This is a genomic window from Pseudomonas sp. TH07 (assembly GCF_016651285.1).
Taxonomy (GTDB): domain Bacteria; phylum Pseudomonadota; class Gammaproteobacteria; order Pseudomonadales; family Pseudomonadaceae; genus Aquipseudomonas.
Genome location: NZ_JAEKED010000001.1, coordinates 3189269 through 3216114 on the forward strand (window position 1 = coordinate 3189269; position 26846 = coordinate 3216114).

General features: G+C 63.7%; 27 protein-coding genes. 18 read left to right on the forward strand and 9 right to left on the reverse strand.

The window, feature by feature from the left end:
* The first annotated feature begins 22 nt into the window (after positions 1 to 22).
* The 8 genes from JFU57_RS14860 to JFU57_RS14895 all read left to right on the forward strand — a co-directional run bounded on the left by JFU57_RS14860 (position 23) and on the right by JFU57_RS14895 (position 8689).
* Complete coding sequence (locus JFU57_RS14860; RefSeq protein WP_078473137.1) at positions 23 to 2491, forward strand: TonB-dependent receptor plug domain-containing protein; 2469 nt, start codon at positions 23 to 25, stop codon at positions 2489 to 2491.
* 87 nt (positions 2492 to 2578) lie between these two features.
* Complete coding sequence (locus tag JFU57_RS14865; RefSeq protein ID WP_201132121.1) at positions 2579 to 3493, forward strand: aliphatic sulfonate ABC transporter substrate-binding protein; 915 nt, start codon at positions 2579 to 2581, stop codon at positions 3491 to 3493.
* 280 nt (positions 3494 to 3773) lie between these two features.
* Positions 3774 to 4550: a 2OG-Fe(II) oxygenase gene (locus tag JFU57_RS14870; RefSeq protein ID WP_020297454.1), complete on the forward strand. Its 777-nt coding sequence runs from the start codon at positions 3774 to 3776 to the stop codon at positions 4548 to 4550.
* A 3-nt stretch (positions 4551 to 4553) separates the two neighbouring features.
* Complete coding sequence (locus JFU57_RS14875; RefSeq protein WP_020297453.1) at positions 4554 to 5303, forward strand: tRNA-dependent cyclodipeptide synthase; 750 nt, start codon at positions 4554 to 4556, stop codon at positions 5301 to 5303.
* 160 nt (positions 5304 to 5463) lie between these two features.
* Entirely contained in the window at positions 5464 to 6906 is a 1443-nt protein-coding gene (locus tag JFU57_RS14880; RefSeq protein WP_201129827.1) for an MFS transporter, read from the forward strand.
* 63 nt (positions 6907 to 6969) lie between these two features.
* Complete coding sequence (locus tag JFU57_RS14885) at positions 6970 to 7314, forward strand: YegP family protein (RefSeq protein ID WP_020297451.1); 345 nt, start codon at positions 6970 to 6972, stop codon at positions 7312 to 7314.
* A gap of 197 nt (positions 7315 to 7511) precedes the next feature.
* Entirely contained in the window at positions 7512 to 8156 is a 645-nt protein-coding gene (locus JFU57_RS14890) for a hypothetical protein (RefSeq protein ID WP_201129829.1), read from the forward strand.
* A complete protein-coding gene (locus JFU57_RS14895; RefSeq protein ID WP_201129831.1) occupies positions 8156 to 8689 on the forward strand; it encodes a hypothetical protein in 534 nt (177 codons plus the stop codon). Before JFU57_RS14890 ends, JFU57_RS14895 begins: the two co-directional genes overlap by 1 nt.
* Before the next feature lie 68 nt (positions 8690 to 8757).
* On the opposite strand, the gene JFU57_RS14900 is transcribed toward JFU57_RS14895, so the two are convergent.
* Positions 8758 to 9645, reverse strand: coding sequence for a dihydrodipicolinate synthase family protein (locus JFU57_RS14900; protein WP_201129833.1), 888 nt, complete (start codon positions 9643 to 9645; stop codon positions 8758 to 8760).
* A gap of 29 nt (positions 9646 to 9674) precedes the next feature.
* Positions 9675 to 10457: an aldolase gene (locus JFU57_RS14905; RefSeq protein WP_078473143.1), complete on the reverse strand. Its 783-nt coding sequence runs from the start codon at positions 10455 to 10457 to the stop codon at positions 9675 to 9677.
* 159 nt (positions 10458 to 10616) lie between these two features.
* Between JFU57_RS14905 and JFU57_RS14910 the strand changes: the two genes are divergently transcribed.
* Complete coding sequence (locus tag JFU57_RS14910; protein WP_020297446.1) at positions 10617 to 11156, forward strand: helix-turn-helix domain-containing protein; 540 nt, start codon at positions 10617 to 10619, stop codon at positions 11154 to 11156.
* A gap of 184 nt (positions 11157 to 11340) precedes the next feature.
* On the opposite strand, the gene JFU57_RS14915 is transcribed toward JFU57_RS14910, so the two are convergent.
* Positions 11341 to 12360 carry a DUF4917 family protein gene (locus JFU57_RS14915; RefSeq protein WP_078473144.1) on the reverse strand — a complete coding sequence of 340 codons (1020 nt, stop codon included), beginning with the start codon at positions 12358 to 12360 and terminating at the stop codon, positions 11341 to 11343.
* A gap of 148 nt (positions 12361 to 12508) precedes the next feature.
* Between JFU57_RS14915 and yiaY the strand changes: the two genes are divergently transcribed.
* The 7 genes from yiaY to JFU57_RS14950 all read left to right on the forward strand — a co-directional run bounded on the left by yiaY (position 12509) and on the right by JFU57_RS14950 (position 19400).
* Positions 12509 to 13657: an L-threonine dehydrogenase gene (yiaY, locus tag JFU57_RS14920; protein WP_201129834.1), complete on the forward strand. Its 1149-nt coding sequence runs from the start codon at positions 12509 to 12511 to the stop codon at positions 13655 to 13657.
* 149 nt (positions 13658 to 13806) lie between these two features.
* Entirely contained in the window at positions 13807 to 14541 is a 735-nt protein-coding gene (locus tag JFU57_RS14925; protein WP_201129835.1) for a hypothetical protein, read from the forward strand.
* A complete protein-coding gene (locus tag JFU57_RS14930) occupies positions 14534 to 15304 on the forward strand; it encodes a hypothetical protein (protein ID WP_242487387.1) in 771 nt (256 codons plus the stop codon). The genes JFU57_RS14925 and JFU57_RS14930 overlap by 8 nt, the downstream gene beginning before the upstream one ends.
* 244 nt (positions 15305 to 15548) lie before the next feature.
* Positions 15549 to 16187, forward strand: coding sequence for a LysE family translocator (locus JFU57_RS14935; protein ID WP_078473148.1), 639 nt, complete (start codon positions 15549 to 15551; stop codon positions 16185 to 16187).
* Between the two features lie 105 nt (positions 16188 to 16292).
* Positions 16293 to 17639: a sensor domain-containing protein gene (locus JFU57_RS14940; protein ID WP_201129838.1), complete on the forward strand. Its 1347-nt coding sequence runs from the start codon at positions 16293 to 16295 to the stop codon at positions 17637 to 17639.
* 243 nt (positions 17640 to 17882) lie between these two features.
* Positions 17883 to 18386: a DUF4142 domain-containing protein gene (locus tag JFU57_RS14945; RefSeq protein WP_020297438.1), complete on the forward strand. Its 504-nt coding sequence runs from the start codon at positions 17883 to 17885 to the stop codon at positions 18384 to 18386.
* A 105-nt stretch (positions 18387 to 18491) separates the two neighbouring features.
* Positions 18492 to 19400 carry an SDR family oxidoreductase gene (locus JFU57_RS14950; protein WP_201129840.1) on the forward strand — a complete coding sequence of 303 codons (909 nt, stop codon included), beginning with the start codon at positions 18492 to 18494 and terminating at the stop codon, positions 19398 to 19400.
* Positions 19401 to 19445: 45 nt separating this feature from the next.
* On the opposite strand, the gene JFU57_RS14955 is transcribed toward JFU57_RS14950, so the two are convergent.
* Complete coding sequence (locus JFU57_RS14955; RefSeq protein WP_020297437.1) at positions 19446 to 19856, reverse strand: low affinity iron permease family protein; 411 nt, start codon at positions 19854 to 19856, stop codon at positions 19446 to 19448.
* Positions 19857 to 20061: 205 nt separating this feature from the next.
* Here JFU57_RS14955 and JFU57_RS14960 point away from each other — a divergent pair, with 205 nt between their 5' ends.
* Both JFU57_RS14960 and JFU57_RS14965 read left to right on the forward strand, forming a co-directional pair.
* On the forward strand, positions 20062 to 21153 hold the full coding sequence (locus JFU57_RS14960; RefSeq protein ID WP_201129842.1) for a type I restriction endonuclease: 1092 nt from the start codon (positions 20062 to 20064) through the stop codon (positions 21151 to 21153).
* 209 nt (positions 21154 to 21362) lie between these two features.
* Positions 21363 to 22136, forward strand: a complete 774-nt coding sequence (locus tag JFU57_RS14965) for a GNAT family N-acetyltransferase (RefSeq protein ID WP_201129844.1) — start codon at positions 21363 to 21365, stop codon at positions 22134 to 22136.
* 21 nt (positions 22137 to 22157) lie between these two features.
* On the opposite strand, the gene JFU57_RS14970 is transcribed toward JFU57_RS14965, so the two are convergent.
* From JFU57_RS14970 to JFU57_RS14990, 5 genes are all read right to left on the reverse strand, one after another.
* A complete protein-coding gene (locus JFU57_RS14970) occupies positions 22158 to 22934 on the reverse strand; it encodes an AraC family transcriptional regulator (protein ID WP_078473153.1) in 777 nt (258 codons plus the stop codon).
* A gap of 93 nt (positions 22935 to 23027) precedes the next feature.
* Complete coding sequence (locus tag JFU57_RS14975; RefSeq protein ID WP_201129846.1) at positions 23028 to 24272, reverse strand: NAD(P)/FAD-dependent oxidoreductase; 1245 nt, start codon at positions 24270 to 24272, stop codon at positions 23028 to 23030.
* Positions 24269 to 24502: a (2Fe-2S)-binding protein gene (locus tag JFU57_RS14980; RefSeq protein WP_201129848.1), complete on the reverse strand. Its 234-nt coding sequence runs from the start codon at positions 24500 to 24502 to the stop codon at positions 24269 to 24271. Before JFU57_RS14980 ends, JFU57_RS14975 begins: the two co-directional genes overlap by 4 nt.
* Complete coding sequence (locus JFU57_RS14985) at positions 24499 to 25620, reverse strand: FAD-dependent oxidoreductase (RefSeq protein ID WP_201129850.1); 1122 nt, start codon at positions 25618 to 25620, stop codon at positions 24499 to 24501. Before JFU57_RS14985 ends, JFU57_RS14980 begins: the two co-directional genes overlap by 4 nt.
* Entirely contained in the window at positions 25617 to 26549 is a 933-nt protein-coding gene (locus tag JFU57_RS14990) for a 4-hydroxyproline epimerase (RefSeq protein WP_201129852.1), read from the reverse strand. The genes JFU57_RS14985 and JFU57_RS14990 overlap by 4 nt, the downstream gene beginning before the upstream one ends.
* Between the last annotated feature and the right edge of the window lie 297 nt (positions 26550 to 26846).

Genomic DNA, 26846 nt, shown 5'->3' on the forward strand with positions numbered 1-26846 from the left:
CCGCTCAAAAGGATCTTCAGCCATGCGTTCCAACTTGCACAAAACCCTCGTCGGCGTGGCGCCGCTCAGCTTTGGCCTGCTCGGCCTGACCTTGCCGCCCAACGTCCTGGCTGCCGATGAAACCCTCGGCACCGTAGTGGTCACCGGGGTTCGCGGCAGCCAGCAGCGCACCGTCACCGACAGCCCGGCGCCGATCGATGTGATCGACAGCGAACAACTGCGCACCATCGGCCAGAACGGCCTCAAGGAAATGCTCGCGCGGCTGCTGCCGTCGTTCAACGTGCCGACCATCAACGGCGGCGGCACGGCGTTCCTGGTGCGTGGCGTCAGCATGCGCGGCCTGGGCGGCGACCAGGTACTGGTGCTGATCAACGGCAAGCGCCGGCACAACTCGGCCCTGATCAACAACGGCGCGCGGGTCGGCAACGCTTCGGTGCCGGTGGACCTGGACCTGATTCCCACCGCCGCCATCGAGCGCATCGAAGTGCTGCGCGACGGCGCGGCGGCGCAATACGGTTCGGACGCGATTGCCGGGGTGATCAACATCATCCTCAAGCGCAATGCCGAGGGCCTGACTTCCGACACCAGCCTGGGCCAGTACTACGACGGCGACGGCACCACCGGCCATGAAGCCTTCAACTGGGGCAACAAGCTGGGGGAGAACGGGGGCTTCTTCAACCTGTCGTGGGACGCCAAGATCCAGGAACCCTACGAGCGCTCCAGCGCCGCCACAGGCCAGCTGTATTTCAACCAGGCCGATGGTTCCCCCGACCCCCGTGAAAGCAATCGCCAGGGCTGGGGCACCGAGTACGGCCTGGGCCGCGACCGCACCACCAGCGTCGCCTACAACGCCGAACTGCCGTTGCAGGACGACCTCAAGCTGTATTCGTTCTCGACCCTGAGCTACCGCAACAGCAACAAGGACCTGGGCCACCGCAAGCCCACCGACATCACCAGCCTGGCCGGCGTGCCGAACGCGCCATACCCCAATGGCGGCCAGGCGCGGCGCGAGATCCACGAGACCGACTTCCAGGTTGCCGGCGGCGCCAAGGGCCTGGCCGGCGGCTGGGACTGGGACCTGTCGAGCACCTACGGCAAGGACCGCGGCGTGCTGGACACCGCCAACAACCTGAACATTTCCAACGGCCCCTACGGCCAGCACGACTTCCACCTCGGCAACCTGGTGTTCGACCAGTGGACCAACAACCTGGACTTCTCCCGGGCCCTGGACATCGGCTGGAGCAGCCCGCTGGAAACCTCCTTCGGCCTGGAATACCGGAGGGAGAAATACGCCCTCGAAAGCGGTGAACCCAACTCCTACAACTACGGCAGCTACGTGCCCAATGTCGGCCCGTTCGCCGGGGTGCGCCCGGACCCGGGGCTGTTCTCGGTCAACGGCACCACCCCGGAGGACGCCTACAGCCTGGAGCGTCACAGCGAAGCGGCCTATGTCGATTTTGGCCTCAATATCACCCCCAACTGGTATGTCGGCGCGGCCGGGCGCTACGAGAAGTACAACCTCGGGGTCGGCGACACCACCAGTGGCAAGCTCACCACCCGTTATGAGTTCATCCCCGGGTATGCGGTGCGGGCGGCGGTGAGCAACGGCTTCCGCGCGCCGTCCCTGGCCCAGAGCGTGTTCTCCACCACCAGCACCGTGACCCAGTTCGGCGCGGGCGGCACCACCACCTCGGTGCGAACCAAGCAGATGCGCCCCAACTCGGCGGAAGCCGTGGCCCTGGGTGCCCGCGACCTGGAGCCGGAAACCTCGCGCAACTACAGCCTGGGCTTTACCGCCGAACCGGCCGAGCGCCTGCGCCTGACCGCCGACTTCTACCTGATCGACATCGACAAGCGGATTCTCCAGACCGGCCTGCTGCAAGGCACCCAGGTCTCGCAGATCCTGGTGGAAAACGGCCTGTCGCCGAACCTGGCCGGGCAGTACTACACCAATGCCGCCGACACCCGGACCAAGGGCGTGGACCTGGTGGCCGACTACAGCCAGTCGTTCGGTGAATACGGCACGGCGAAGTGGAGTGTTGCCTACAACCACAACAAGACCACCATCCGTGATCTGGCCGACACCCCGGCGGCCCTGGCGCGGCTGGGTTCGAACTATGTGCTGTTCGACCGCCAGCAGCAGATCGACCTGACCAAGTCCACGCCCAAGGACAAGTGGATCCTGTCGACGAACTACAAGGTCGGCGACTGGACCACCAACCTGCAATTGACGCGTTTTGGCGAGTACACCGAAGGATCGAACATTCCGGCCAACGACCGTACCTACAGCGCCAAGTGGATCACCGATATCGATGTGGCCTACGACGTGACCAAGAACCTCACCGTGGCCCTGGGCGCCAACAACCTGTTCGACGAGTACCCGGACAAGATCGGCCTCAAGGCGTGGGCCGGGACCTATGAGTACGGGATGTTTTCGCCGTATGGGCTGGGCGGTGGTTATTACTACAGCCGCGTCAGCCTGGCGTTTTAAGGGGTGGGTATGCAGCGGGGTGTGCGTGCTGCGTTGCGGTGCCTGGCCGGGCCGGCGCAGCCTCGCGGGCTCGGCAGCGGCTACAGGATGCTGTTGCTGATTCTGTGTTTGCTGGGCACCGCAGCCCAGGCCGACAACCGGTTGCGGGTCTCCAGCCAGAAGCAGTCGCTGAAGATTCTGCTGCAGGCCGCCGGCGAGCTGGAGCAGGTGCCGTACCCGATCGAATTCGCCTCCTTTGCCGCCGCGGCACCGACCGCCGAGGCACTGTCGGCGGGGGCGGTGGACATCGGTGCCCTGGGCGATGCGCCCTTTGTGTTTGCGGCGGCGGCCGGGGCGGCGATGAAGACCGTCGGGGTGATCAAACTCAAGGTCACGCCGACCGCGGTGGCAATCGTGGTCAACCAGGATTCGCCCCTGACCGACGCCGCCAGCCTCAAGGGCCGGCGCATCACCACTACCCGCGGTTCCATCGGCCATTTCCTGGCCCTGGCGGCCCTGCGCTCGGTGGGCCTGCATGGCACCGATGCGCAGTTTATTTTCCTCCAGCCCGGCGACTCGCGCAGCGTGCTGGCCAACGGTCAGGCCGATGCCTGGTCGACCTGGGACCCCTACACCAGCATGGTGCAGATGGCCGGTGGAACCCGGGTGATGATCAGCGGCGAGGGCTTGTTCGCCGGGCATATGTTGCTGGTGGCCAGCGATCAGGCTATCCAGGACAAGGCGCCGCAGATCGACGATTTTCTGCGGCGCCTGGCGCGGGCCTATGTCTGGGCCGACCAGCACCAGGAAGAGTTCTCCCGGATCCAGGCGGTGTACAGCGGCCTGCCGGTGGAAATCCACGAACGTTCCAATCGTTATTCACGACCGCAACGGATCGCCATCGGCCCGGCGGTGATCGAGGACGTCCAGCACACCGCCGATCTGTATCGCGAGGAGGGCATTATCCAGAGCACATTCGATGCACCGGCCTACTTTGATGACCGCTTCAATGAAGTGAAGTAAGAAGATGAAGCTTTCATTAATTAAGTTCGGGAGTTTTGCTGTTATGTGCGGCGATTGAAGTTATTTGGTCATGCGCTCTTAGTGTATTTGAAAGTACGTTGTTGCTCGGCCTGTGAAGGCTGTTGCAGGGCCTTTTGCGCTCTTTTTTCAATACATTTTTAAGTTTGGATAATAGAGGTAAAGGGTATTTCACAACGGACTTTTTGCTGACTAAGGTGGCTTTGCAACAAAATATTACGTTGTTCTCTTCGCACTACTTCCAGGGAATAAGGGAGCTTGCATGTTTACAGTCATTACTGCCGATCAACTTGAAGCACGGCATATCCTCGATGTCGTGGAGAAGCGCTCTTATGGGGTGCAGCTCAAAGGTTTCTGCCCACCGGATACCTTGCAGGTGGCGCGCGATCATCTGTACCAGCACGAGCTGCGCAGCGCCTTCAGCGAACAAAAGGAATTCGTGCGCATCGGCAAGGCCTACATCGAAATCCAGGACGAGCAGAGCCGCGCCGAGTACCACGCCCAGGCGCTGGGCAATATCCGCAAGATCCGCCAGGTGTTCCGCCCGCTGGCCTCACCCATCGACGAGTTGCGCCTGTTGCTGGACGAAGTCTGGCCCCAGGGCGCGCACCTGTTGCAGGTGGACGGGCAGAAATGCTTCGTCGGCATCGCCCGCTTCCAGGGCAGCGGCGTGGACCTGACGCCGCACACCGACAACCTCGAACGCAATGCGCCCGAGGGCCATAGCCAGCCGCTGCTGAGCCAGCTGTCGACCAACATTTACCTGGAGATACCTGAAGACGGCGGCGAGCTGGAGATCTGGGGCATCGAGCCCGACGAGGAGGAATACAACCGCCTGCGCGGCGAGCGCGCCTACGGCATCGAACGCCACCTGCTGCCGCCCCCGGATTTTGTGATCAAGCCGGAACCGGGCGACCTGATCCTGCTCAACCCACGGCTGATCCACGCGGTCCGCCCTTCGGCGAGCAGCACCCGGATCACCCTCGGCGTCTTTATCGGTTTTTACGGCGAACACCAGCCTTTGGCCTACTGGAGCTAACCCATGAGCAACGTGCAGGAAATCAACCTCAAGGCCTACTTCAACAAGGGCGGCGAAGAACATGAGTTCGAAGGCAAGCGTGTGGTGCTGGCGGTCAGCGTCGGCCAGGAATACCACGAGGACCAGAAGCTGCGTTCGACCATTCACCTGATCAATCAGTCCGGCTTCAGCCACGTCAAAGTGGTGGTGGCCGACACCTTGCAGCGCCACAACAAGCACGGCAAATCCCCGGGCGAAGCGCTGTCGGCCTCGATCCGCGACGGCGATGCCTGGCTGGCGCGCAACCAGAGCATCCTCGATGGCCTGCGGGTGCCGTACCAGATCACCCGCTGGAACCAGGAACTGGCCAGCGACCACTACGCCGAACTGCGCCAGCAACTGAACCTGGTCTACCACGAGCGCCACGAACTGCGCGAAGCGATTGAAAGCACCATCGCGGTGTTTACCGATCGCCTGCGTCTGCGGGACGAACACGCCGACATCGAGCGCGCGGCGGCCCAGTGCCGCGAATACATCCTCGAGGAAATCCCGATCATCCTGCCGCTGTGGGCGGCCGAGGGGTATGACTACGTGCTGTACCCGCAGCAGATGACCGCCGCCATGGCCACCAGCCGCGACCTGTTGATCGAGCCCCACAGCCCGGACCGGGTGCGCTGGCTGCCGCTCAAGTTCAAGAAACGCGGGATCCCGATCCCCTTCACCTTGCCCGGCGTCATCCACCCCAACTGGTCCAGTGGAGCCATCGCCATCTAGCCCCAACCTGCAACCCGCAATCTGTAGCCGCTGCCAAGGTACGAGGCTGCGCTGGCCCTCAGCCCCCGGACGATCTCGGCCCAACCGCCCATCGTCCAGCCCAGGGTCCGGCCGGCCGCAGCGGCAGCAGATTTCCATGATTTTTCGTTAAGGAGTTTCCATGAGCGTTTTTGCGCAACAGCAACGCAAATGGTGGGCACTGCTCGGAGTGAGCATTGCCAGTTTTCTCGGGTGTGTCGATTTCACCATCGTCAACACCGCGCTTCCTGCACTGCAAACCGACCTCGGCGCCTCGGTCGACAGCCTGCAATGGGTGATCAACGGTTTTATCCTCGCCCTTTCAAGTTTCATGGTGCTGGTGGGGCGCCTGGCTGATCTGCATGGGCGCAAGCGCGTGCTGTTTATCGGCCTGACGGTGTTTGGCCTGGCGTCATTGGCGGCCGGGCTGGCCAGCCGGATCGACGGCCTGATCGTCGCCCGGATCGTCCAGGGCCTGGCCTGCGCGGTGCTCTACACCGCCTCGGGGGCGATTGTCTCCAGTACCTTCGACAGCGCCGAACAGGGCAAGGCGTTTGGCGTGCTGTTCGGGGTCAACGGCGTGGGCCTGGCCATCGGGCCGGTGCTTGGCGGTGTCATCACCAGCGCCTTTGGCTGGCAGTGGATCTTCCTGATCAACGTGCCATTCGTGCTCCTGAGCCTGGCCATTTGCAGCGTCAGCGTCGACGAATCGCGGGCACCCGCCAGCGGGGCACGCCTGGATTGGCTGGGGGCGCTGCTGTTGCTGATCGGCTTGCCGAGCCTGGTGCTGGTGATTGTCCAGGGCGCGGCCTGGGGCTGGGGGTCGTCGACCACCCTGGCGCTGATCGCCATTGCCGTATTGGCCCTGGCGGCCTTTGTGGCGGTGGAGCAACGGGTCGCGGCGCCGATCATCGACCTCAAACTGTTCGCCAACCGGCGCTTTGTCGCCGGAGTCTTGGCCAGCTTTGGCCTGGCGGTGTTCTATTGCGTGGCGTTCTTTGTCATGCCGCTGTACCTGGCGTTGATCCGTGGCGAAAGCGTGCAGGCCAGCGGCTGGCTGCTGCTGCCCACCACCCTCGGCGTGGCCGTGCTCTCGCCCCTGGTGGGACGCCTGGTGGACCGCAAGGGCCCGGCGCTGCTGATCAAGACCGGGTTGCTGTTGTTTGTGCTGTCGGCGCTGTTGCAGGCCGGTTTCGATGGCCAGACCTCGCTGCCGTACCTGTTAGCCGCCTTTGTGATCATGGGCCTGGGCTGGGCGAGCATTCTCGGGCCATCGACGGTACTGGGGATTTCCTCGGTGCCCCAGGAGGTCGGCTCGGTGGCCATGGGCTCGCTGATGACCTTGCACAACGTCGGCGGCGGCCTGGGTCTGGCGTTGGGGGTGGGCCTGTATCACCACTTTTCCGCGACCCCGGTGGACGATGGGCACGCTGCCTTTCTCAACGGTTACCGCGCCGTGATGCTGTTTCTGGCCGGTGTGACCCTGGCGGTGTGGGCGGCGGTGAGTGTGCTACTGCGCCAGCGTCAACCCCAGGGTCTGGGCGTGGTGGAGGAGGGCGCGAGGGGGGTGAGGGCGGGTGGCTAAAGTTTGGCCAGGGTCTTTACTCTCAAGGCACCTTCACTGCCTGATCACCCAAGGAGCACGTTTATGTCCGGATGGTACGAGTTGAGCAAAAGCAGCAATGGCCAGTTCCGTTTTGTCCTGAAGGCGGCCAATGCCGAAACCCTGCTCACCAGCGAGCTGTATACCACCCGCAGCGCCGCCGAAAATGGCATCGCTGCGGTACGCACCAACAGCGCACTGGATGAGCGCTACGAACGCAAGACCACCAAGGACGGTCATCCGTACTTCAACCTCAAGGCCGCCAACCACCAGGTCATCGGCAACGGCGAGGCCTATTCCTCCAGCGCTGCGCTGGAAAAAGGCATCGCCAGCGTCAAGGCCAATGGCCCCGTCGGTCCGATCAAGGACAAGACCGCGCCAGCGCTGTAGGCCGCGTCCTTACAGGCTCGCCGCTCCCAGAGGCGGCGCAGCCTGGCTGTCTTCGAGATAAACCGTCAGCGGTTTGACGACCGAATTATGGCGAAATGCTATCGCTTGCTTTATCCTCCGCGCCCGTCACAGGGGAGTGGGGATGCCTGGTGCCCTGGCTGACGTTATCGATCATCGTCCAAGGGACCTGCGACCTCATGATTCGCCCTCTCGTCTTACTCTCCGCGCTGCTGGCCCTGAGCGGCTGCTACAGCCTGTCTCCCACCAAAATTGCCGACAGCATGAACCCCGACCCGCAGTCGGGCGTGGCTTATGTGGTGGGTGTGGTCGGTATCTGGCCGCAGGCTTTGTACACCGCCAACGAACAGATGCTGCTGATCCGTCCACGGGGTGGCGACGGTTTTGCCACCGCGCGTCTGTACAACCAGTTCTATGCCCGTACCCCACGTGATGTGCGCGAGACCTGGCACGGCATCGGCAGCCTGTTCGTGATGCCGCTCAAGCCCGGGCGCTATGAGATCTACAACCTGCATTTCGATCGCGGCAACGCCACCTCCTGGAGCCGTGAAGACTTCTCCATCCCCCTGGAGCTGGAAGCCGGCAAGGCCTATTACGTCGGTGATTTCCGCGCCGGGTGTCTGTCGGCTGGTGGCGCCAAATGCATCTTCCTGCACAGCGATCATCTGGAGCGCGATGCCGCCCTGGTGCGGGCCAAGTACCCGCAGGTGCCAAGCCTGCAACGGGTCGACCTGGAGAAAATGGAAGAAGCCACGCCGTTGATCGTCAAGGAGCAGGGGCCCAAGGCCTCGATGCTTAAAGCCATGCTGTCGGGAGACCTGTGATGCGCAGTACGTTTTGCTTGTGGGTGCTGCTGATGCTGGGCCTCGGCGGATGCCAGACCACTCACAGCCTCAAGCCGGCCGAGGTCGATTACCGCCAGTCGCTGCCGCCGATCAATGTCAGCGTGATCGGCCCCATCCCCGGTGCGCTGATCCGCAATGAACTGCGGCGCCGTGGCACCTTCGAACAGGTGCTCGATGGCCACAGCGCCAAGGGCTACAACGTGATCGTGGCGGCCAACAGTGATTACTTCGGCTGGCAGAATATCCCCCTGGGCCTGCTCAGCGCCCTGACCCTGTTTATCGTGCCGGCCCCGGCTACTTGGGACAGCCAGGTGGTTTTCCATGTCAGCCGTGGCGACCAGCCGCTGGCCAGATACCTGATCAGCAATCACACCAGCTCCTGGCGCGGCTGGGTCAATCTCGATGGCGGCCAGTACCCGCACGTGCAGCGCATCACCGATGACTTTATCGCGCAGATGCTCAAGGACCCGATCTTCAAGCCGATGCCGGCGGCGGCGTTGAACAGCCACTGAGCAGTGGCTGGCCATCGCCCAGGCAAAAGCCCGAGCGCAGATGCGCCCGGGTTTTTTTCGGCCTGGATTCAACCCAGGGTGTTGAGCAACTGCCGCAACTGGTGGCGCCCGGCGTCGTCCAGGGCAAACAGCGGCCGGCGCGGCTCGCCGACGGGCAGCCCGGTCAGCTCCAGGCCGGCCTTGATGGTGGTCGGCAGGCCGCCCTTGAGGATGAAGTCGAGCAACGGCAACTGGCGGTAGAACAGCGCGCGGGCCTGGTTCAGGTCGTTGGCCAGCACCGCCTGGTACAGCGCCAGGTTGAGCTCGGGGATCAGGTTCGGCGCGGCGGTGCACCAGCCGGCGGCACCGGCGGCGAAGGCTTCCAGAGCCAGGGGATTGCAACCGTTGTAGAACGGCACCTGGCCTTCACCGAGCAATTGCAGCTGGTGCATGCGCTGGATGTCGCCGGTGCTCTCCTTGACCATGGTCACGTTTTCCACGGCGTGGAAGATTTTCAGGATCAGCTCCACCGGCAGGTCGGTGCCGCTGGTGGCCGGGTTGTTGTAGAGCATGATCGGCACGCCGATGCTGGCGCCGATGGCCTGGTAGTGGGCGAGAATTTCCGCCGCGCTGAGTTTCCAGTACGACGCCGGTAGCACCATCACCACGTCGGCGCCGTGGCGCTCGGCAAAGCGCGCGCGACGCACGGCCTTGGCGGTGGTCAGGTCGGACACGCTGACGATGGTCGGTACGCGCTTGGCCACGTGGCGGATGCTGAACTCGCTGACCTGGTCCCACTCGGCGTCGCTCAGGTAGGCGCCTTCGCCGGTGCTGCCCAGGGGCGCGATGGCGTGCACGCCGCTGTCGATCAGGCGGTCGATGGAGCGACCCAGGGCGTCCAGGTCCAGTTGTTCGCCGTTGGCGCTGAAGGGGGTGATGGTGTAGCCGATGATGCCGTGAATGCGTGGGGTCGACATGGGGTCGCTCCTTTAATGTCCGGGTGGTTTCAGTTCAGGCAATCGGCGTGCTGCTTGAGGTTCTGCCGAGCGTAATAGTTGAAGGCGGCGGCGTGGCGTTTGGGCCGGGAAATCCAGTCATGGGCTTCGCGCCCCAGTTCCGGAAGGATCGGCTTGATGCGGCCGGCGGCCATTGCCAGCAGCTGCAACTTGGCCGCACGCTCGATCAACTGAGCGATCACACAGGCCTCCTCGATGCTCGCACCGCTGGACAGTTGGCCATGGTGCGAGAGCAGGATGGCGCGCTTGTCGCCCAGGGCCGAGGCGATGATTTCGCCTTCCTCATTGCCCACCGGCACCCCCGGCCAGCCTTCGAGAAACGCGCAATCTTCATACAGCGGGCAGAGGTCCATGTGCGACACCTCGAGCGGCACTTCCAGCATCGACAGCGCGGCGACGTGGGTCGGGTGCGTGTGGATGATGCAGTTCACATCCGGCCGCGCACGGTACACCCAACTGTGGAAGCGGTTGGCCGGGTTGGGCATGCCGTGGCCTTCGAGCACCTCCAGGTCTTCGTTGACCAGCAACAGATTGCCGGCGGTGATTTCGTCGAAACCCAGGCCCAATTGCTGGGTGTAGTAGGTCCCGGGTTGCGGGCCGCGGGCGGTGATCTGCCCGGCCAGGCCGGAGTCGTGGCCGTTCTCGAACAGGATGCGGCAGGTCAGGGCCAGCTTTTGCCGGTCGGTCCACGTATTATCCGCCAGGGTGTTTTGCATCTGGGTCAGCGCCTGCTTGACCAGTTGCTCTTTGGGTAGTGCTAATGTCTTGGCCATATCGGTGTCCTTTACTGAGTCTTTTGGACGTCGGATTTGCCAGCCCCCGCTGCTCGCAAGGTCGTTGGGTTAAAGCAAATGACACTAAAGAGGCTATATGACACTTTGTGTCATTGGCAAGCACAAATCGTCGCCTCCTCAATGGATTAACCGCTCTACATGTCTATCCGTTTGAAATTACTCAGAAAAAAACTTGGCGTGACTCTGGAGGCCCTGGCTGAAAAGTCCGGGATGACCAAGAGTTACCTGTCCAAGGTCGAGCGCGGGCTGAACACGCCATCGATTGCCGCGGCGCTGAAATTGGCCAAGGCATTGAACGTCAAGGTCGAGGAACTGTTCGCCGAAGACGCCGTCAGCCTCGACAGCTACAGCCTGGTACGCAGCGACCAGCGCCAGTCCCTGGCGGCCGGCGACCAGCCGGGATATGCGGTGCTGGCCCATCAGGTCAGCGAGCGCAGCCTGTTGCCGTTCATCATTTATCCGGCCAGGGAGTTCAGCGACAAGACCTTCAAGGAGCACCTGGGGGAGGAGTTTCTGTTTGTCCACGAAGGCCAGGTCGAAGTCGACTTCATGAACGAACGGGTGCTGCTCAATCGCGGCGACGCCCTGCACTTCAACGCCCAGAAACCCCACCGCATCCGCTCGGTGGGCGAGGTCCAGGCGCAGTTGCTGGTGGTGGTGCATAGCGGGGAGCAGTAGCGACCTGCATGACACACAACGCCGTCGTTGAGCGTTGTAGCCGCTGCCGAGCGTGCGAGGCTGCGCAGGCCATCTGCAACGACCTCCATTTGCCTGACGCCTCACGGCGCCGGTAAGGGCCAGCGTCCGAACGCGGCCCCGAGCCTGCGGCAGCGGCTACAGGGGTATGCGCGGGGTTACGCATTCAACGTTCGACAGGCACCGACAGTTTCGGATTGCCCAGCGCATGGCTCTTGGCATCGAAGAAACGCAGCGTCACGTCCATGCCGTCGAACAGCGTGGCGTAGTGGCGTTTCTGGTGCTGGATAAAGGCCTTGCTGCGCGGGTGGATCGAGATCGCCAGGGTCTTGCTCCCGGATTGGCGGATGGCTTGCACCAGGTGGTTGTCCTGGGGGCCGAGGTTGTGGCCGAAGATGCACAAGGCGTCGCCGTGGCCCAGCAGTTGCTCGTAGCAGAACGACAGGTAATCGCTGCTGCGAATGGTCTTGAGCTTGTCTGCCAGCGGCCCTTCGGTGACGAACAGCGGCACGTCATCCAGGGTCTTGATGGTGTTGTTGATGGCGAAGCTGCCCAGCAGCGTGCCCTCGGTGGAGGTCAGTTTGCGTGCGCTGCCGTCGACGTTGCGCACCAGGTGCAGGCCCCCGTGCAGGTACAAAAAGCGCGTGTCGCTGCTGGCGGTATCGCGCACATCGAACATCGGTTCGCTGCCGTGGAACAGGTCGTCGATACCCGGGTTGTCATGCTGGATCGCCCAGTAGTTGAGCAGGTCGTAATTGGTGGTGAACACCGTGCGATAGCGGCGCAGTTCCTGATTGATCAAGGCCAGGCTCGCCGGTTGCACCAGGCGCCAGGGGATGTGCACCGCGTGCACGGTGTTGATCAGCGCTTCCTTGATCGCGTAGTAGCGATTGCGCGGCGCTGCCGAACTCACGGCCAGGGCCTTGTTGACCCGGCTGGTGGTCTTCAGGGCGCCGAGCACCTGTTCGAAGCTGCGGGTCTGCAGGGCGTCGAACACACTCAGTTCGGACTGGCTCAAGGGTTTTTCTTCGACGGTGCGCGCGTTTTCGAACAGCGAGTCATAGGCGAAATCGTCCCAGACCGCACGGCTGGCACCATTGCCGATCAGCAGCCCGGCAATCGGCGTGCTGGCGCGCAAGGCCTCCCAGTCTTCAAGGTTGGCGTCAAATTCCTGGAAATCCATCATCGCGGGTCGTCGTCTCAAGGCACAGGGCGCCGACTTTATCACGACCGACTGTTGAGCCAGGTCAAGATCGGCGGTGACCGATGGGTCGATCCTGTAGGCATTTGCTGAATTGGCGTTTCGCAGTTCGGCCCAGCCAAGAGGATTTTCCATGAGCAGCACGTTTTTTATTCCCGCGGTCAACGTCATGGGCATTGGCTGTCTCGACGAGGCCATGAGCGCGATTCGCAACTACGGCTTTCGCAAGGCGCTGATCGTCACCGATGCCGGCCTGGCCAAAGCCGGGGTGGCGAGCATGATCGCCGAGAAGCTGGCGATGCAGGACATCGACTCGCTGGTGTTCGACGGCGCCAAGCCCAACCCGAGCATTGATAACGTCGAACAGGGCCTGCTGCGCCTGCGCGAGGGCAACTGCGATTTCGTGATTTCCCTGGGCGGCGGTTCGCCCCATGACTGCGCCAAGGGCATCGCCCTGTGCGCCACCAATGGCGGGCATATCCGCGACTACGAGGGCGTCGACCAGTCGGCCAAGCCGCAGCTGCCGCTGATCGCCATCAACACCACCGCCGGCACTGCCAGCGAGATGACCCGCTTCTGCATCATCACCGACGAAGCGCGCCACGTGAAAATGGCCATTGTCGACCGCAACGTCACGCCGCTGCTGTCGGTCAACGACCCGGCGCTGATGGTCGCCATGCCCAAGGGCCTGACTGCCGCCACCGGCATGGACGCCCTGACCCACGCGATCGAAGCCTATGTGTCGACTGCGGCCAACCCGATCACCGACGCCTGTGCGTTGAAAGCCATCGACATGATCAGCAACAACCTGCGCCAGGCGGTGCACGACGGCTCCGACCTCACGGCCCGGGAGAACATGGCATACGCCCAGTTCCTCGCCGGCATGGCCTTCAACAATGCCTCCCTGGGTTTCGTGCATGCCATGGCGCACCAGTTGGGCGGGTTCTATGACCTGCCCCACGGTGTGTGCAATGCGGTGTTGCTGCCCCATGTGCAGAGTTTCAACGCCTCGGTCTGTGCCGAACGCCTGACCGATGTGGCCCACGCCATGGGCGCCGACATTCGCGGCTTCAGCCCGGAAGAGGGCGCCCAGGCGGCCATCGCCGCGATTCGCAGCCTGGCACGGGACGTGGACATCCCGGCCGGCCTGCGCCAGTTGGGCGCCAAGTTGCCGGACATCCCGATCCTCGCCGCCAATGCCCTGAAAGACGCCTGCGGCCTGACCAACCCTCGGGCGGCGGACCAACGGCAGATCGAAGAAATCTTCCGCAGCGCCTTCTGATCCGCTGACCCCGCACCCCACGCCGGCCCCTGAACCTCAGGGGCTGGCCTGCCCTCACACTCCCTGGCCTGCACCATTGAAAGCAACCGGCTGAGCGGCGATAGTGCGCCGCCGAAACGGGCTTTTTTGGGTAACGCAGGGAGCAGGCAATGATCTTCAACCACCCTTTGCTGACAGGCCTGGCCGCCAGCGGCCTGCTGCTGTTGGCCAGCCAGAGTCACGCGCAATGCCAGGAACCGCCGCTGCCACCGGGCACCCTGGGGTACACGGCGTGCAAGGATTGGCCGGCCCAGGCCGGGGTGCAGATCCGCGCCCTGGCCACCGCGCCCGATAACGTCACGGGCGAAGCGCAGGCCGGCCTGTTCGACCTGCTCGTGACCCTGGTCGATGCGGGCAGCCAGCAGGTCAAGGCGTCTTACACGCAGACACAAGCCATCAGCTCCGATGCCGTGGCCTTCGATGGGTTGTCCGTGGACACCGCGCGTTATCAGGTGGGCGAAGGTGTTCGCGCCTTCGGCGTTCGCAGCCATTTCAGCCACGAGTCGATGTACAACCCGTTCGCCAGTGAAAACCTCTCGCTGTTCGTGGTCCAGGGACAAGCACTGCGCCCGCTGCTAAGCGACCTCAACGTGTATCAGTACGGAGGCGAAAGCGAAGGTCGCTGCCAGGGCCAATTCAGCACCCGCAAACGTACCCTGGCCATGGCCACCACCCGCAGCCACGGCTTCGCCGACCTGATCGTCAAGACCTCTGTGGTCAAGCGCCAAGCCACCCAGCGCGGGGACCAATGCCTGGAAAAAAACAGCCCGCCACAGGTCAGCCAGGTCACCCTGCGCTACGACGGCCAACGCTACGTGGTGCCCCAGGGCCTGCGTGATGAATGAACATTTTCAAGAGGTGTGGATGAACATGAAGCGGTTTTGCCTGCGTGGCGTGATCGCGCTGGGCCTGTGTGGCGTCGCCGTCCAGGCTGCGGCCGAATGCCGAGCCAGTGCCTATTCCGGGGCCGAGGTGCTGTATGAGGTGTGCAAGGACTGGCCGGCCTACCCCGGCACCCGAATCACCGGGCAGGCGCGGTTGGAGCATCCGCAACAGGCCTTGCCGCCCGAAGAGCCCGGCAGCTATGAGCTGCAGCTGGCGCTGGTGTCCAGCCGCGACGGCAGCGTCCAGGCGTCTTACTCCCTGCCTGCGGCGATTCTTTCCGACACCAGCACCTTCCGTGGCCTGGGCATCGACACGGCGCGCTATCGCTTGAACGAGCAGGTGCGGGCCTTTGGCATCCGCAGTTTTTTCGAAGGCACCTCCCGCGCCAACCCCGATGGCGAAACCTGGCTGACCCTGTACGTGCGCGATGGCAAGACGCTGCGTCCGATCCTGGAGAAGCTGGTGGTGGAGTCTTCCAGTGGCGAATGGGATACCCGCTGCAACGGGCATTTCTCCGACAGCAAAAGTACCGTGGCCGTGGCCAAGACCCGCAGCCAGGGGTACGCCGACCTGATCGTCACCACCGTGGCCACCGACAGCGAAGCCCTTGAGCAGGGCGACGATTGCACCACGGCCTCCAGCCATACCCGTACCGCCACCACCACCTTGCGTTATGACGGCCAGCGCTACAGCGTGCCCCCAGGTCTGAAGGCCTGGCGCTGAGGGCTGCGGCGAACCCATGCGTGGTGCCTGCCCGATCCACGGCCGGCTCGCGGTGGCGCTGGCGCTCGACGCCGAGGTCGGGTTGATGCCCCAGCCCGAGTCGCGAAGGAGGGCGTTGCGGTCTACCGATCGGACTTGGTCTTTTGATCGAACCGGCTGGTGATCAGCGCCAGGCTTCGTGCAGAATCCCCCCCTTGATTCTGTGCCAGGCATTGTCTGCGGGGCACATTGCGGAGTTTTGTCGATGACTGCATCACTGTTGCTGGCCGTGCTCGCTTCCGGCTTTATCTATGGCATCACCCCCGGCCCGGGCGTGCTGGCGGTGTTCGGCATTGGCGCCGCCCGGGGCCGACGGGCCGGGGCCGGGTTTCTCTGCGGCCATCTGCTGGGGGATGTGGTCTGGTGCAGCACCGCGCTGGTCGCCATTGTCGGCGCCCGTGAGATCGGCAGCAGTGCCTTTGATGTACTGGGCGTGCTCAGCGGCCTGTACCTGTTCTGGCTCGGCCTGCGTGCGATCCGCACCCGCAGTACCGGCAGCGACGCCCCCCAGGGCGCGGCGCGGCAACCGTTCTGGCACGGCATTCTGTTCGGCCTGACCAACCCCAAGGCCTACCCGGTGGCGGTGGCGACCTTTACCGCACTGCTCTCCAGCCGCGCCGAGCTCTTGACCTGGTCGATGCTGCCGTGGCTGATTCTGCTGAGTTTCCTGGGCGGTGTGGTGGCCTACGCGATCCTGATCGGCGTGGTCGGTGCCCGTCAGATACGCACCCTGTACCAGCGCCATGAGCTGGCTATTACGCGGGTTTGCGGAGTAATGTTCATCGGCTTCGCCATCAATGCCCTGGTGCATGCGCTGCCGGGGCTGATCAGCAACAAGGGATAACCGCGCTGCAAGGCTGCAGCAGCGAAGCGTCAGCGGCCGATGCCGTTTGACCAGGCCCAGGGATTGATACTCGGCGTTTCATTTGCAAGGCAGTCCCTTTCCCTGATGGCAACCAAGAATTCAGCGCCTCTGGCCAGCTTTATCGACCTGTTGCTGGATGCCGTGTGTGCGGTGGACAGCAACGGCCGCTTCGTCTTTGTCAGCGCCGCCTGCGAGCGGATTTTCGGCTACACCCCCGAAGAGCTGGTGGGCACTGCCATGATCGAACTGGTGCACCCGGCAGATCGCGAGCGCACCCTGCAGGCCGCGCGGGAGATCATGGCCGGGGTGCCGATGCCCAATTTCGAAAACCGCTACCTGCGCAAGGATGGGCGCATCGCCCATATCCTCTGGTCGGCGCGCTGGTCGGAGGTCGATCAACTGCGCATTGCCGTGGCCCGGGATATCACCGAGCGCAAGCTGGCCGAGTCCAGGCAGGCTGCGCTGTATGCGATTTCCGAAGCGGCCCAGGGCGCCGAAGACCTGCTCGGCCTGTTCCAGCGGGTGCATCGGATCATCGGTGAATGGCTGCCGGCACTGAATTTTTCAGTGGCCCTGCAGGACCCGCACTCCCAGGCCATGAGCTTTGCCTACCATGTCGACCCCAGCGAGCAGCAGCCGGAACGCACGGGCAGTTTCACCGGCCGGGTGTGTGCCGAAGTGATCCGCAGCGGCCTGCCGTTGCGCCTGACCCCAGACTCCGGCGAGCCGCTGCCGGAGTCTTTCCCACCCATGCCGGAGCCGGACAGCACGTGCTGGCTCGGGGTGCCGCTCAACTCGCAGAAAGGCACCATCGGAGCGCTGGTGGTCAGGAGCGCGCCGGGCGAACGCTATACCGAACAGGACCAGGAACTGCTGCAGTACGTCTGCGCCCAACTGACCACCGCCATCGAACGCCAGCAGTTGCAGGCCCGCCTGCAATACATGGCCGAATACGACCAGTTGACCCAGTTGCCCAACCGCGAGCTGCTCAAGGAGCGCCTGCGTCATTCACTGGCCCGGGCCCGGCGCGAATCGGGGCGCATGGCCCTGCTGTACATCGACCTCGACCAGTTCAAGCAGGTCAACGACACCTACGGCCATGCCGTCGGCGACATGCTGCTGCAGGCCGTTGCCAACCGGCTCAAGGGCTGTGTGCGTGAGTGCGATACCGTGGCGCGGATCGGCGGCGACGAGTTCGTGATTCTGCTTGAAAGCATGCAGGCGGCCGCGGACGCCGACACCGTGGCCGACAAGATCTGCCAGGTGCTGGGCGACCCACTGCGCCTGGACGGCCACTCCCTGAGCATCCGGCCCAGCATCGGCATCGGTCTGTACCCCGAGCATGGCCTGGAAGAACAGTCACTGTTCAAGCACGCCGACGACGCGATGTACCGGGCCAAGCGGGCGCGCAAGGCCCACTCCCGAGCGTGATTGCCGCCTACTGAAGCACCTTGCCCGAGGTGGCTGGCACCTGCACCTGGGGCCCATCCTGTGTCCGCGGTTCGCGTGGCGATCGGCAGGTGTTGGCCGGCGCGGCCAGGCACCGTTCGTCGCGGCAAGGGGGATTTTTCTAAACCTTTGTCGCCGCGAAATTTCACATGCCGTACAGGCGGCACTACCGAGTCGCGTTATCACACCCTGAGTTGTTCACCCCTGAGTAAGGAGGGCGAAACCATGAGCCGCATGGCCAACCCATTACGCACTGCCAGCCTGGCACTGCTGCTGAGCCTGGGCGCGACCAGCGCCTTCGCGCAGTCGCCAGCCGCATTTATCGACGACGCCTCGGCCAAGGGCATCGCCGACATTGAAGCCAGCCGCATGGCGCACCAGAAAACCTCGTCCAAGGAGGTCAAGGACTACACCATCGTGGTGATCAATGACCGCACCACAGCCAACCAGCACCTGGCCAAGATCGCCAAGCAACTGGACCTGCCGGTGGCGCCCCGTGAAGAAGTGCTGAGCAAGGCCAAAACCATGATGCCGCAGGTGCCCGAAGGCGAAGCCTTTGACGCCGCCTACGCCGCCAGCCAGGTCAAGGCCACTGAAGAAGCCATCGAGCAGATCCAGCAGCAGGCCCAGACCAGCGAGGTTCCCGAGCTCCAGGCGTTTGCCGAGGAAACCCTGCCCAAGCTGGAAAATCACCTGCAAATGGCCCGGGCCCTGCAAGCCAGCCGTTGATTTCCTGAGGCCTGCGGGTGAGCCGCCTTGGCCGCTCACCCGCGACCTGTTCCAGGCCCCCAGCCCACTGTCAGATTTTGATCAGCCCTTCCAAGGAGACCGGCGATGTCGACTCAACACGTGCGCAATCAGTACGAAATGCAAAACCCCCTGACCCAGTACCCGCAGCCGAAATTTCCCGATCAGCCACAAACCGCCCCCGGTATCGACCAGGACATGACGCCCCGGCCGGACCACGGTGAGCAGAGCTACCAGGGTTTTGGCCGACTCAAGGGACGCAAGGCGCTGATCACCGGCGGCGACTCGGGCATTGGTCGGGCGGCTGCCATTGCCTATGCCCGGGAAGGCGCGGATGTGGCGATCAACTATTTGCCCGAGGAAGAGCGGGACGCGCGCCAGGTCATCGAACTGATCCAGGCCGAGGGGCGCCAGGCAGTGGCGCTGCCCGGCGATATTCGCGACGAAGCCTTTTGCCTGGAACTGGTGCGCAGCGCCCATCAGCAACTGGGTGGCCTGGACATCCTGGTCAATGTGGCGGGCAAGCAGGTGGCGCAGCAACACATCGCCGAACTCAGCACCGAGCAGTTCGACGCCACCCTGAAAACCAACGTCTACGCCATGTTCTGGATCTGCAAGGCGGCGTTGCCGCTGATGCCGGCCGGGGCCACGGTGATCAACACCGCGTCGATCCAGTCGTATCAGCCCTCGGCCACCTTGCTCGACTACGCCACCACTAAGGCGGCGATCGTGGCCTTCACCAAGGCCCTGGCCAAACAAGTGATCGAGCAGGGGGTCCGGGTCAACGCGGTGGCACCCGGTCCGATCTGGACCGTGCTGCAGCCCAGTGGCGGCCAGCCGCGGGAGAAAATTCCCGAATTCGGCCTGCAAACCCCAATGAAACGCCCCGGCCAACCAGCAGAGTGCGCGCCGCTCTATGTGCTGCTGGCGTCCCAGGAGTCGAGCTACATCACCGGCGAAGTGTTCGGCGTCACCGGCGGCAATCCACTGCCATAAGCCCCAGCGCTTCGGGGCCGGTCGCCGGCCAGCCCCGGGGCGAATTCAGCACTGATTCAAATCGGTCTTGCGACCGTCTTCGGCGCCCGAGGCGTCGAGGTTGAGGGAATCGCCACGGCCGATTTCCTTGTACTGGCTGCGCAGTTTCTCCAACTGCTTGAGGTCCAGCCCATCGAGGCTCAGCACCGCGTTGTGCGCATCCTGGGTGGCGCGCAGCAACTCATCGATCTTGATATGCAAAATGTCGTTGTCGCGGTTCTGGGTGTTCTGGATCAGGAACACCATCAGGAACGTGATGATGGTGGTCGAGGTGTTGATGATCAGCTGCCAGGTGTCATTGAAATGGAAAATCGGCCCACTCAGCCCCCACAGCACAATCAGGCCGACCGCCACCAGAAACGTCTTCGGGCTCCCGGCCCACATCGACAACGATTGCGAGATCTTGGAAAACTTCATGAGCGGATTCCTTATCAGAATGGACCTGAGCTTCTGACCGCAGCGCGGTGGCGGAATTTCTTTTAACTGCGCGAGGCCTAGCGGCCCTAGGTTGCAGCGCTATATGAGGGGAAATCTTTCTTTGTGACGATTTGTGTCTAGTATCAGTTGGCCGGCAAATTGCCAGCATGTTCATACACGGATCGGAAAAGGTAAGAGGTCATCCATGGAATTCTTCGAAAAGTTAGCCAGTCTCGCTGCCAAGGTGCGTTTGCAAGCAGCTGCCATTCAAACTGAGGAGGCGACAAAAAATGCCTTTGTCATGCCTTTCATCAGTACGGTGCTGGGATATGACGTATTCGATCCAACGGAAGTGACCCCTGAGTTCGTGTGTGACATCGGGACCAAAAAAGGCGAAAAAATCGATTACGCCGTTATGAAGGAAGGTGAAGTCCAGATCCTGATCGAGTGCAAAAAGATCGGCGAGCCTTTGCATATCAATCATGCCTCGCAACTCTTTCGCTACTTTCACGTGACCAGTGCGCGGATATCCATTTTGACCAATGGTCAGGTCTACAAATTTTTTACGGACCTGGATGCGCCGAACAAGATGGACGAGAAACCGTTTCTCGAACTCGACCTGTTGGATATCGATGAGTACGCGGTGCCGGAACTGACAAAACTCACCAAGTCAGCCTTTGATGTCGAGTCGATCATCAATGCAGCGGGGGAGTTGAAGTATGTCAGTCAGATTAAAAAGGTCATCGCTTCGCAGGTCAGCAAACCCGACGACGACTTTGTCAAAGTCTTTGCTTCGCGGGTCTATGACGGGGTGATTACCCAGAAGGTTCGCGAGCAGTTTTATGAGCTGACGAGAAAGGCCCTGGGGCAATTTCTCAATGACCAGATCAACGATCGGCTCAAGTCGGCAATGAGTGGCGCGATTCAACCGCCGATTGCTGTCATGGCCACTACCGGGAGGGCTGCTGGGGGCGCGGAGGAAGAGGAACTCGACCAGATCGAGGACAAGGTGTTTACCACCTTGGAGGAACTGGAGGGTTACCACATCGTGCGTGCAGTAGTGCGTTCTGTGGTCGATGCCAAGCGCATTGTGCAGCGAGATACCCAGAGCTACTTCGGCATATTGCTCGATGACAACAACCGCAAACCCATCTGCCGCCTGCATTTCAATCGCTCACAAAAGTACATCGGGATTTTCGACCAAGACAAAAATGAAACCCGCCATCCGCTCAACTCCATCGATGATATCTACGAGTATTCGGATTCCCTGAAAAAGACCATCGGCTATTACGAATAACGCCGGCATTGCTCCTGACGCCTGCAACGGGCGTCAGGGATGAGCCTGGTGGATATTGGCAACTCTGGGGTTCAGCAGTTGAACTGCGCTTACAGATGAAAATACTTCTTCGCACAATAAAACAGGGCAAGGCTGGAATCGCCCTGGCTGCGGGCTTACCGTGTGGCCTGTCGCGCCGATGATGGGGTGACGGTTTCAGGGAGGCAGGCATGAGGTCCAGCGCGGATACTTCGGTTATCGAGCTTTATCACCAGGCGGAGGATGATTTCTTCGTCGCCATTTCCCAGTTGTATCGACAGTTCGGCAGCAGCCTCAGCGCTTACTGCACCGGGGTCGAGGCCAGCAGCCTGAACCTGCTGCTGGTGAAGCAGGCCGACCCCGAGCTGGCGTCGCAGCTGGCCCAGGGCATCGACTTTCTGCAACGCACGCAGATGCCGTTCTGCGTGGTGGTGCGTGACACGCTGGTGGCGCAGGTGCATGAGCAGTTGCAGCAACAGCAGCTGCTGGCGAGCGACCAGACCACCTGCATGCACCTGGACCTCACAACCTGGCAGGCGGCGGGGACGGCCCCCAGCCAGGTCGATATCCGTTGCTCCGACCAGCACCTGGATGACTGGTCGCGGCCGGTGGCGAGTGCTTTCGAGTCGGGCGAGGAGGGCATTGGCCAATACCTGGCACGGCATCGGGCGGCGCTGGCGGCGGGGCGCTCGCTGCGCCATTTCAGCCTGTATGTCGAGCAATTGCCGGTGTGTTCGCTGACCTTGTCCCTGGGGCCTGGGGTGGCCCGGCTCGATGACATCGGCACCCAACGCGAGTACCAGCATCGGGGTTATGCCAGTGCATTGATCCAGCACGCCCTGGCGTATGCCAAGGTCGAGGGCGCGCAGTGTTGCGTGCTTGAGGCTTCGATCGATGGTTTGTCGATCTACCGTCGGGCGGGCTTCGCCACCCTGTTTGAATACACCACCTTTTGCCGCGAGTGACAGATCACCCGGGCCCGCTGGCTAGCGTGTGGCGTTGTGGCGAAATTGCCGTGGGCTGATGCCGGTCAGAGCCTTGAACTGGCGGCTGAATGCGCTGTGGTCGGTGTAGCCGCATTGCAGCGCCACCTCGGTAATGGGCAACTCGCCCAGCAGCAGGCGCGAGGCGTGTTCCAGGCGTGCCTTGTGAATCATCTGCCGTGGCGTGAGGTGGAAGATGCGCTTGCAGTAGCGTTCCAGCTGGGCAATCGACAGGTCGGCAATCTCGGTCAATTGCTCGAGGCGGATCGCTTCGCTGTAGTGTTCGCGGATATAGCGGTCCACTGCTGCCAGGCGTTCATAGGCCGGGTGGGTATCGTGGGCCGCCTGCAGGTCGAGGGAGATGCCGGCCATGCCGATGATCTGCCCCGCGCGCCCGTGCAGGGGCAATTTGTGGGTCAGGCACCAGCCGGGTTCGCGGCTGCCGTACAGGTGCAGTTCCAGTTGGCCCTTGATGCTGATGCCGTGGCGCAGCACCCGTTGGTCCTGCTCGGTATAGACCGGGCCGAGCACCGCCGGGAATACCTCTGCGGACGTCTTGCCCAGCAGCGGCTCAATGTTCTTGAAGCCGCAGCGCTGGGCCAGGGTCAGGTTGGCGATCAGGTAGCGGGCCTGCAGGTCCTTGATGAAAAACACCGCGTTGGCAATGGTGTCGAGCAGTGGTGCAATCAGCGCCATGCTGCCCAGCAGGCTCTCGATGTCTTCGGGGCGCTGGCGCGCCAGGGCTGCGGGCAGCCGGTGCAGGGTGGCGGGTTCGATCATGCTGCCGTTCCTTGAATGACCTGGCTGTCAGCCGCTGCTCATTATGGCGAGGCACCGGGCTGTGGCAAGGGCGGCGATCCGCATGCCGCTCGGCTAGCGCTTGAGCAGAGTCCCGATGCGCGCCGGCACCAGGGGCGTGCGGGGACGGGGCGGGTCCCAGCCGAACAGGGCTTGCGCCGCCGTGGCGCAGACCCGGCCCTGGCAGGCCCCCATGCCGCAACGCGATTGCAGCTTGGCGGCGGTCCAGCCGGGTTGCTTGGCAATGGCGGAAAAGGCCACGTCTTCGCAGCGACACAGCAGGGTATCCGGGCGCGCCAGTTGCAGCACCTCTGGCCGCAAGGTGAAGGCGCTGCGAACCTGATCGGCAAACGCCTGCCAATGCTGGCGCCGCTGACTCAGCGCCGCCGCGGCGGCGTCCTGGCCACTGGCGACCAGCCCGGCGATTTCGCCTTCGATCAGCGCCAGCTCGCTGCCGCCGACCCCGGTGCATTCACCCGCCGCCAGGACCCCGGAGACATTGGTGCGTTGCTGGTGGTCGACAGCGATGGCGTGCTCATGTAACTGGCAGCCCAGGTGGCTGGCGAGCAGGGTGTTGGGCACCAGGCCAAAGCCGCAGGCCAGACGCTCGCAGGGCAGTTCAAGGGTGCGCTCGCCCTGGCGGATGCGCACCGCTTCCAGCCGTTGCTCGCCCAGGGCTTCCAGTACATGGGCATTGCTGCGATAGGCCGGGGTGGCCAGGGTCAGGGCCTGGCGGATTTTGCTCGGCCAGCGCCACAGGCCCGTGGCAAAGCCGGCCAACGCAGCGCTTGGCGCCTGTTCCAGGACCCGGATCACCCGGGCGCCGGCCTGGCGCGCACTGGCGGCGCTGGCCAGCAGCAGCGGGCCGCTGCCCGCCACCACCACGCGCTCACCGCGCAGCGGCAGGCCGTTTTTCAGCAGCGCCTGCAAGGCCCCGGCCCCCGTGACCCCGGGCAGGGTCCAGCCGGGGAAGGGCAGCAGCAACTCACGGGCGCCGCAGCACAGAATCAGTTGTCGGTAATCGATGATCCAGGCGTGTTCGGCATCCTCCAGCAGCAGCGCCTGAGGGCCGGCGGCGCCGATGATGCGGGTGCCGCTGAGGTAGCGCAGTTGCGGCGAGTCCAGCACCGTGAAGCGCTCGCGCACGGCCGGATCGAGCCGGGTGTCCGGGCCGTTGCGCCAGATCTGCCCACCGGGGCGCGGATTGTCGTCGATCACCACCAGCGAGGCGCCACTGCGGCTGGCGGCCTGGGCGGCGGCGAGACCGGCCGGGCCGCTGCCGACGATCAGGATGTCGCAGTCCAGTCGTTGTTCGGTCATAGGCTGCGCTCCACGTGCATGCCTTCGCGGCACAGGGTCTGGCACGCGAGTTGGCGCCGGCCGTCGATGGTCATACGGCATTCCTGGCAAATGCCCATGCCGCAGAACGGCGCGCGCGGGGCACCGCTGCATGAGCGGCGAGTGCGCTCATCGCCGCTGTGGGCCAGGGCCGCGGCGACGGTCAGGCCATCGCGCACGGTGAAGGCCTGATGCTCGAGGTAGATGATCATCGCGGGTCTCCGGTCAATACGCCGAAGCGTTCGGGCAAATAGGGACGAGGGTCGATGGGCGATGTCTCGCCGAGCATCAGCGCTGCCAGCACGCGCGCGCTGCCGGGGGCGGTGGTCACGCCCAGGCCTTCATGCCCGAGGGCCAGCCACAGGCCTGCTTGTCTGGGGTGCTGGCCCAGCAGCGGCAAGCCGTCGGGGCTGGCGGCGCGAAAGCCGGTCCAGGCGCGAATGCCGTTGAGTTCGGCCAGCGCCGGCAGGTAATCCACCGCCCGTTGCAGCATGGGCGCGAGTACCGCCGGTTCGACAGCCGGGTCCAGGGTGTCGAACTGGCGCGACGAACCGATCAGCAATTGCCCGGTGGGGCGCGGCTGCACGTTGAACGCCACCGAGGTGCCGTCGCTGGCGTGGGCGCTGGCGGCATAGCCCAGTTCCACCAATTGGTGCGTGACCTGGCTGGGGTAGCGATCGGTGATCAGCAGGTGGCCCTTTTTCGGCCGCAGGGGCAATTCGGGCAGCAGTTGCCGGGCGGCAAAGCCGTTGGCCAGCACCACGTACTCCGCGTGGAGCACGCGGCCATCGTCGAGCTCGACCCGATTGGCCGCGACCGCTGTCACCGTGGCGACCTGGCGACTGATGCTTGGGTGGTTGTGCAGCAGCCAGCTGGCGGTGGCCGGTGCGTAGAGGATGCCGTCGCCGGGAATCTTCAAGGCGCCGCCCAGCCCCTTGCGGAGCATGGGTTCGAGTTCGGCCAATTGGTCTGCACCGAGCAGTTCGCCGGCCACCCCATGTTCGGCCAGGGTTCGTTGCTTGCTGCGCGCGAGGTCCATTTCCCCGGCATCGGCCGCCAGCCACAGAGTGCCGCAATTGCGATAGGCGCAGGCGGCCGGCAGGTGCTCGCGCAGTTGGTTCCAGAGGCCTATGGAGTAATGACTCAGGGCCAGTTCGGCGGCGTTGTCGTCCATCGCCACCAGGTGGCCCATGCCGGCGCCGGTGGCGCCACCGCTGGCGTTGTCCAGCACCTGCACCCGCAAGCCGCGCCGGGCAAATTCATGGGCACAGGCGGCGCCGATGATCCCGGCGCCGATCACGATCACATCGGCCTGGGCCGCTTGGGTCACGGCAGGATGCCCCAGCCGAAGGGATCGTCGGCCTGGATCAGCAGGGTGGCTTCGGCACTGATATGGGCGGTGCCGCGAATGGTCGGGATGATCTGTTCGCCGGTCTGCTCATAGTGGGCGCTGAACTGGCTGCCGATCACGCTGGCCTGGCGCCAGGTAGCGCCGGGGGCCAGTTTGCCGTCGGCCGCCAGGCACGCCAGCTTGGCGCTGGTGCCGGTGCCGCAGGGCGAGCGGTCATAGGCCTTGCCGGGGCACAGCACAAAGTTGCGGCTGTCGGCATCGGGGTCGTCGGCGAACAGTTCGATATGGTCGATCAGCCCGTCGTTGGCGCCGCGGATTCCGGCTGCCTCCAGGGCTTCGCGCACGGCCCAGGTGTACTGGGTCAGGGCTTCGACGTTATCCAGGGCAATGCGCTGGCCATGGTCGCTGATCAGGAAGAACCAGTTGCCGCCCCAGGCGATATCGCCATGGATCCGCCCGTGCCCGGGCACGTCCAGCGCCACAGCCTGGCGATGGCGGTAGGCGGGGACGTTGCGCACGCTGACCGAGAGGTCGTCGTGCAGTGTGGCCTCGACGGTGCCCACCGGTGTTTCGATGCGGTGCACGCCAGGTTCGATGCGCCCCAGGTGATGCAGCGAGCGCACCAGGCCGATGGTGCCGTGGCCGCACATGCCCAGGTAACCGCTGTTATTGAAGAAGATCACCCCGGCACAGGCGTCGGCCGCCTGCGGCTCGCACAGCAGCGCGCCCACCAGCACGTCGCTGCCCCGAGGTTCCAGGGCGCAGGCGGTGCGCCAGTGGTCGTGCTCGCGTTGCAACAGCGCCAGGCGTTCGGCCATCGAGCCATTGCCCAGTTCGGGAAAGCCGTCGATAACCAGGCGAGTGGGTTCGCCCCCTGTGTGTGAATCGATGACGGTAATTCGTTTCATGGCATCACCTGGCAAGAAAGGCCTACAGAGTGAGCCGCGATCGGGTGTGGTCGCTTGTGGGTTTTCATCGCTGCTGATGACGAAATCGGCATAGTTTCAGGCTCGGGCCGACACCTCCCCATCGAGCCAGGGTCTGTGCTGATTTCGTCACTGATAGGGGCGAAAAGGCTCAAGCCCGTTCTGGGGGAAACGGCGACCCTGTGTCTTTTGCTGCATTCGCCGGCTCACGCGAGCCCCGCTCATCACGGCGCCCTGGTCCCTAGGCCGGGACCACCGTTCCCAGGTCATGAGGCCCTG

What these genes read in the sequence shown, in the direction of transcription:
- JFU57_RS14860 (WP_078473137.1), top strand. Translation starts at nt 23, where the DNA reads ATGCGTTCCAACTTGCACAAAACCCTCGTCGGCGTGGCGCCGCTCAGC.
- JFU57_RS14865 (WP_201132121.1), top strand. Translation starts at nt 2,579, where the DNA reads ATGCTGTTGCTGATTCTGTGTTTGCTGGGCACCGCAGCCCAGGCCGAC.
- JFU57_RS14870 (WP_020297454.1), top strand. Translation starts at nt 3,774, where the DNA reads ATGTTTACAGTCATTACTGCCGATCAACTTGAAGCACGGCATATCCTC.
- JFU57_RS14875 (WP_020297453.1), top strand. Translation starts at nt 4,554, where the DNA reads ATGAGCAACGTGCAGGAAATCAACCTCAAGGCCTACTTCAACAAGGGC.
- JFU57_RS14880 (WP_201129827.1), top strand. Translation starts at nt 5,464, where the DNA reads ATGAGCGTTTTTGCGCAACAGCAACGCAAATGGTGGGCACTGCTCGGA.
- JFU57_RS14885 (WP_020297451.1), top strand. Translation starts at nt 6,970, where the DNA reads ATGTCCGGATGGTACGAGTTGAGCAAAAGCAGCAATGGCCAGTTCCGT.
- JFU57_RS14890 (WP_201129829.1), top strand. Translation starts at nt 7,512, where the DNA reads ATGATTCGCCCTCTCGTCTTACTCTCCGCGCTGCTGGCCCTGAGCGGC.
- JFU57_RS14895 (WP_201129831.1), top strand. Translation starts at nt 8,156, where the DNA reads ATGCGCAGTACGTTTTGCTTGTGGGTGCTGCTGATGCTGGGCCTCGGC.
- JFU57_RS14900 (WP_201129833.1), bottom strand. Translation starts at nt 9,645, where the DNA reads ATGTCGACCCCACGCATTCACGGCATCATCGGCTACACCATCACCCCC.
- JFU57_RS14905 (WP_078473143.1), bottom strand. Translation starts at nt 10,457, where the DNA reads ATGGCCAAGACATTAGCACTACCCAAAGAGCAACTGGTCAAGCAGGCG.
- JFU57_RS14910 (WP_020297446.1), top strand. Translation starts at nt 10,617, where the DNA reads ATGTCTATCCGTTTGAAATTACTCAGAAAAAAACTTGGCGTGACTCTG.
- JFU57_RS14915 (WP_078473144.1), bottom strand. Translation starts at nt 12,360, where the DNA reads ATGATGGATTTCCAGGAATTTGACGCCAACCTTGAAGACTGGGAGGCC.
- yiaY (WP_201129834.1), top strand. Translation starts at nt 12,509, where the DNA reads ATGAGCAGCACGTTTTTTATTCCCGCGGTCAACGTCATGGGCATTGGC.
- JFU57_RS14925 (WP_201129835.1), top strand. Translation starts at nt 13,807, where the DNA reads ATGATCTTCAACCACCCTTTGCTGACAGGCCTGGCCGCCAGCGGCCTG.
- JFU57_RS14930 (WP_242487387.1), top strand. Translation starts at nt 14,534, where the DNA reads ATGAATGAACATTTTCAAGAGGTGTGGATGAACATGAAGCGGTTTTGC.
- JFU57_RS14935 (WP_078473148.1), top strand. Translation starts at nt 15,549, where the DNA reads ATGACTGCATCACTGTTGCTGGCCGTGCTCGCTTCCGGCTTTATCTAT.
- JFU57_RS14940 (WP_201129838.1), top strand. Translation starts at nt 16,293, where the DNA reads ATGGCAACCAAGAATTCAGCGCCTCTGGCCAGCTTTATCGACCTGTTG.
- JFU57_RS14945 (WP_020297438.1), top strand. Translation starts at nt 17,883, where the DNA reads ATGAGCCGCATGGCCAACCCATTACGCACTGCCAGCCTGGCACTGCTG.
- JFU57_RS14950 (WP_201129840.1), top strand. Translation starts at nt 18,492, where the DNA reads ATGTCGACTCAACACGTGCGCAATCAGTACGAAATGCAAAACCCCCTG.
- JFU57_RS14955 (WP_020297437.1), bottom strand. Translation starts at nt 19,856, where the DNA reads ATGAAGTTTTCCAAGATCTCGCAATCGTTGTCGATGTGGGCCGGGAGC.
- JFU57_RS14960 (WP_201129842.1), top strand. Translation starts at nt 20,062, where the DNA reads ATGGAATTCTTCGAAAAGTTAGCCAGTCTCGCTGCCAAGGTGCGTTTG.
- JFU57_RS14965 (WP_201129844.1), top strand. Translation starts at nt 21,363, where the DNA reads ATGAGGTCCAGCGCGGATACTTCGGTTATCGAGCTTTATCACCAGGCG.
- JFU57_RS14970 (WP_078473153.1), bottom strand. Translation starts at nt 22,934, where the DNA reads ATGATCGAACCCGCCACCCTGCACCGGCTGCCCGCAGCCCTGGCGCGC.
- JFU57_RS14975 (WP_201129846.1), bottom strand. Translation starts at nt 24,272, where the DNA reads ATGACCGAACAACGACTGGACTGCGACATCCTGATCGTCGGCAGCGGC.
- JFU57_RS14980 (WP_201129848.1), bottom strand. Translation starts at nt 24,502, where the DNA reads ATGATCATCTACCTCGAGCATCAGGCCTTCACCGTGCGCGATGGCCTG.
- JFU57_RS14990 (WP_201129852.1), bottom strand. Translation starts at nt 26,549, where the DNA reads ATGAAACGAATTACCGTCATCGATTCACACACAGGGGGCGAACCCACT.